This window comes from Streptomyces sp. NPDC058964, from assembly GCF_042741275.1.
GTDB lineage: Bacteria > Actinomycetota > Actinomycetes > Streptomycetales > Streptomycetaceae > Streptomyces.
In genome coordinates, this window is sequence record NZ_JBHYKH010000685.1 from 1 (window position 1) to 3,895 (window position 3,895).

The 3,895-nt window shown below is 73.5% G+C and carries 3 protein-coding genes and 1 pseudogene; 3 read left to right on the top strand and 1 reads right to left on the bottom strand.

Features of this window, described 5'->3' with window-relative positions; genetic code table 11:
- Window positions 1-434 (top strand): CHAT domain-containing protein (locus ACFW2E_RS42965; protein ID WP_384476458.1); only part of this gene is annotated, 434 nt, incomplete at its 5' end.
- On the opposite strand, the gene ACFW2E_RS42970 is transcribed toward ACFW2E_RS42965, so the two are convergent.
- Window positions 415-2,247, bottom strand: a complete 1,833-nt coding sequence (locus tag ACFW2E_RS42970; protein WP_384476461.1) for a caspase domain-containing protein — start codon at window positions 2,245-2,247, stop codon at window positions 415-417. The two genes, ACFW2E_RS42965 and ACFW2E_RS42970, sit on opposite strands and share 20 nt — an antisense overlap.
- Before the next feature lie 99 nt (window positions 2,248-2,346).
- Between ACFW2E_RS42970 and ACFW2E_RS42975 the strand changes: the two genes are divergently transcribed.
- Entirely contained in the window at window positions 2,347-2,829 is a 483-nt protein-coding gene (locus ACFW2E_RS42975; RefSeq protein ID WP_384476464.1) for a hypothetical protein, read from the top strand.
- Between the two features lie 64 nt (window positions 2,830-2,893).
- Window positions 2,894-3,895 (top strand): annotated as a pseudogene (locus tag ACFW2E_RS42980) (hypothetical protein); the annotation flags it as partial.

A 3,895-nucleotide genomic window follows, 5' to 3' on the forward strand; every position in this document is an offset into this window, starting at 1 on the left:
GCTCCTATCTCGCCCTCAGCGACGGCCAGTTGGCGGCGGAGGAGATCTCCGGCGCGGCGGACAGGAACCGCGAGGCGGGCGGCGGCCCGGACCTCGTTCTCCTGGCGGCCTGCCGCAGTCATGTCTCCGGCCGGGGGCACAACGAGGCCTACAGCCTCGCCACCGCCTTCCTCGTCGCCGGGGCCCGCTCGGTCGTCGGCTCACTGTGGCCGGTCCCCGACGAGGCGACCTCGGTGCTGATGTTCCTCACCCACCACTTCCTGCGCACGCACGGAGAACCCCCGGCGAAGGCGCTGCGCCGGGCCCAGCTGTGGATGCTGAACCCGGACCGCGAACCGCCCGCCGGACTCCCGCCGCTGCTCGCCGACCGCGCCCGCCGGATCGACCCGCACGACCTGAGCGCCTGGGCCGGGTTCACGCACCTGGGCCGCTGACGGATCCGGCCGGCACCAGTGTCCGCAGCGGCACGGTGACGGCGGTCCAGCGGGCCGGTCCGCCCTTGATGGCGGGCTCCAGGTCGCGGGATCCGGAGGGGAGCCACGGATCCCAGGCGGGCAGCTGGTACGACGGGGTGCTCAACTCGCCCTCCGCGACGATCAGCTTGAGCCAGTCCCGCCCCTCGGCGCCGGGCACCACCGGCCGCGTCCGGGGCAGCGACAGCCGTACGGGCTCGCCGTCCAGGGCGTACCCCGTGCGCCCCGGCCCGATGAAGTGTCCTGGATAGAGAATGGAGTTGGACGCGTAGCTGTCGGTCAGGTCCAGCAGCAGGCACCACAGCGTCCGGTCGGGGGAGGTGTTGCGCAGCCGCACGGAGATCCAGGGCGCCTGCCCGTCCGTGTACGGGCAGACGATCTCCCCGGCGGCGTCGAGGCGCAGTGGCTCCTCGGCGCCCCAGGCGGTGATCTCCAGGCGCACCAGTCCGTCGAGCGGCGAGGGCCGGGCGGTCAGATCGCGCAGTTGGTGCCAGCGGGTGAGGTGCGCCAGGCAGTCCACGACGCGCAGCGCGTCCGCCGCCCCGCCGCCGTACGGCAGCGGCCCGGTGAACTCCGTGCCGTCACGCCGCAGCACCAAGGCCGCACCGTCGCGCACCCGCACCCGGAAGTGCAGATCCCCGGCGCCCTCCGGACCCTCGGCCCGGCGCAGCAGCGCTGCCCTGGCGAGCGCGCTCGTCAATTCCCGTACCGCCTCGGGCGACCCGTCGACCGACACCGTCGCCGGGGGCAGGGCGACGGCCGACAGCGTCACGGGGTAGGCCCGCCCGGGCTCCGGCAGCCAGCCCACGGGTGTGACCAGCGTCCGGCCGACCCGCACCTCCCGCGCCCGTACGACGGGACGGCCGGGCTCGCCCTCCACCACCGCGAACTCGGTCGACCGCGCCCCCGCGGCGTCGTCCCGCAGTCCGTGCGCTGCGCCGCAGTCCACCTCCCAGCCGTCGGCCCCGTAGGTCAGCAGATGGGGGCTCGGGACCTCGCGCGCCCCGCCCGGCAGGAACGCCCGGTCCGCCGCGCCGCCCGGCAGGTCCGGGTACAGCACGGGCCGCTGCAGGCTCCCGGACCGCCGCACGCGCGCGGCCGCCGCCGCCAGCAGCTCACGGCAGGTCGCCCCGGGTCCGGCCGCGCGGGCCGCGTCGACGAGAGCACGCGTGAACGCGCCCTGCCGCAGTCCGTCGAACCAGCCTTCGTACGACTGCTGGTTCAGCCGGCTCGCGGCCAGCAGCACGTGCCGCGGCACCGCACGGGGGACCGGGTCGTCCGCCGCCGACAGATCCCAGGCGGGCGAGGGCGGCGCGTACCGCGGCGTCCACTCGTCCTTCCGGGTCGCGCCGCCGGAGTGGCAGCAGTCCAGCACCGCCACGACCTGCGCGCCGCCGGCGGCGACGGTGTCGAGCAGTGCGCCCAGCCGTTTGTCGAGCAGCGGGCCGTCCACGCAGACCAGGGCCTGGTTCAGCCCGGTCGCCTCGATCAGCAGGTCGTCGCCGGTGGCCTCCTGCTGGGTGCCGTGCCCGGAGAACCACAGCAGCGCGGTGTCCCCGGCACCCGCCGCGCCCAGGTGCCGCACAACGGCGTCCGTCACCGCGTCGACGGTCGCCCCCTCGTCCAGCAGGACCATGACGTCGGCCCGTTCACCCGCCAGATCGGTCAACAGCCCTTGCGCGGCGACGACGTCGTTGGCGCAACCGCCCAGCGGTGTCGCCACGGAATCCGGATAGTCGTCGACCCCGACCAGAAGCGCCTTGATCCTCTCCATGGGTCCGAGTCTGCCAATTCGTGTTTGAGCTCGCACTATTGACGTCACGTCACTAACCTTTTGCTATTGGTAACGCAACCCATGACTCTCGGGGGACACATGGGGTACACCGAAGGCCCGCGGCGCATCGTGCGCCCCGACGCCCAGGAGCTGACAGGCCGGGGACTGCTGGGACCGCGGACCGCGGCCGCGCCCGGAGGCCCGGCGCCCGGCCTCGCGCGCCGGGAACTCCACCAGCCGCGCTCCGGGCAGCTGCTCGACGCCGTGCGCCGGCTGGACGCGGGGCTCGACGACCAGGCCTGCCGGTCGCTCGCCGAGTGGGTCCGCGAGCAGTACACGACGTCCTACGGCTCCGTGCCGCTCGGCTTCGTCGCCCGCTGCCACCTGGGTCCGCCGTACGTCGACCACCAGCTCAGCCTCTTCCACGTCATCGTGCGGCACTTCGCCCCGGCCGAGCAGATGCCGGAGCCGTTCTCGGCGGCCCGGATGCTCGCCCGCTCCGGCGGTTACGCGTACGTCGAGGTCCACGCCGACGGCCTGATCCTGCCCGTCCTGGAGGACGGCACGGTCGTACGGCCCTGAGCAACCCCGGCGGTCCCCGCCGGCACCCACCCCAGCAGCCGCAGCACGCGAACGGAGTTCCCGCATGTCCGAGGTCGACCTCGCCCTGCACCGCAAGGTGCAGGAAGTCAGCAACCTCGTCATCAGGCTCAGCGAACAGGTCGGTTCGGTGTCCGGCCAGGTCTCCGCGGTCGAGTCCGGCCAGCAGCAGACACGTACGGAGCTCCAGCAGCTGCGCGACGAGTTCCTGGCCTTCGTGAAGCAGGCCGAGTCCACGGCGAACGTGCAGCGCGCCGAGACCCGTATCGGCGTCATCGAGGACAAGATCGACCACGAGTTCGGCCACCACAAGACGGTCCGGCGCACCGCGGTCGGCATGCTCCAGGCCTTCGACGTCGGCCTGGTCTCCGAGGAGAACGTCCGGATGGTCAGCGACCAGCTGATGATCCAGACGCCCCGCTACTGGCTGGCACCGGCCCTGGTCGCGCTCGCCTCTTGGTCGGCCGACGACCGGACGCTGTGCGAGCGCGCCGTCGACGAGGCGTTCCGCCGCTCGCCCGACCGCACCTCGCTGTTCTTCGCGCTCGTCCTGCGCCGCCAGGGCCGCTCGGAGTCGGCGGTGCGCTGGCTGCGGCACTATCTCCTCGCCCAGGACCCGGCCGCCCTCGGCCGGGAGTTCGCCGTCATCCTGGAGGCCATCGCGCAGGGCGCCTTCGGCCTGGTCGGCCGCGACCTGCTGGACCGCACCCTCGCCGAGTGGCGGGGCCAGTTGATGGACCGCGCCGACACGCAGGACCGGCAGGTCAAGCGCTGGCGCGACGAGATCGACACGCTGCGCGTACCCTCCGCCCCGGACGAGTTCCCGCGGCTGGCCGCCGTCTCCCCGCAGTGGGTCACCCTCGACGGTGTGCTCTCCGCCGCCCGCGGGCAGCGGACCCTGCTGGAGAAGTACAAGGCCATCCTCGAGCGGGAGTTCGAGCCGTCCGAGCGCATCGAGGACGCCGTCGACGACATCCTCGACCGGCTGGTGAAGGAGTACGACAACGAGGAGCTGCCGCTCCGCCGCGACCTCGCCTTCAACCAGGCG

Excerpts from the sequence above, each read along its gene's own strand:
- ACFW2E_RS42970 (WP_384476461.1), bottom strand. The coding sequence starts at position 2,247 with ATGGAGAGGATCAAGGCGCTTCTGGTCGGGGTCGACGACTATCCGGAT.
- ACFW2E_RS42975 (WP_384476464.1), top strand. The coding sequence starts at position 2,347 with ATGGGGTACACCGAAGGCCCGCGGCGCATCGTGCGCCCCGACGCCCAG.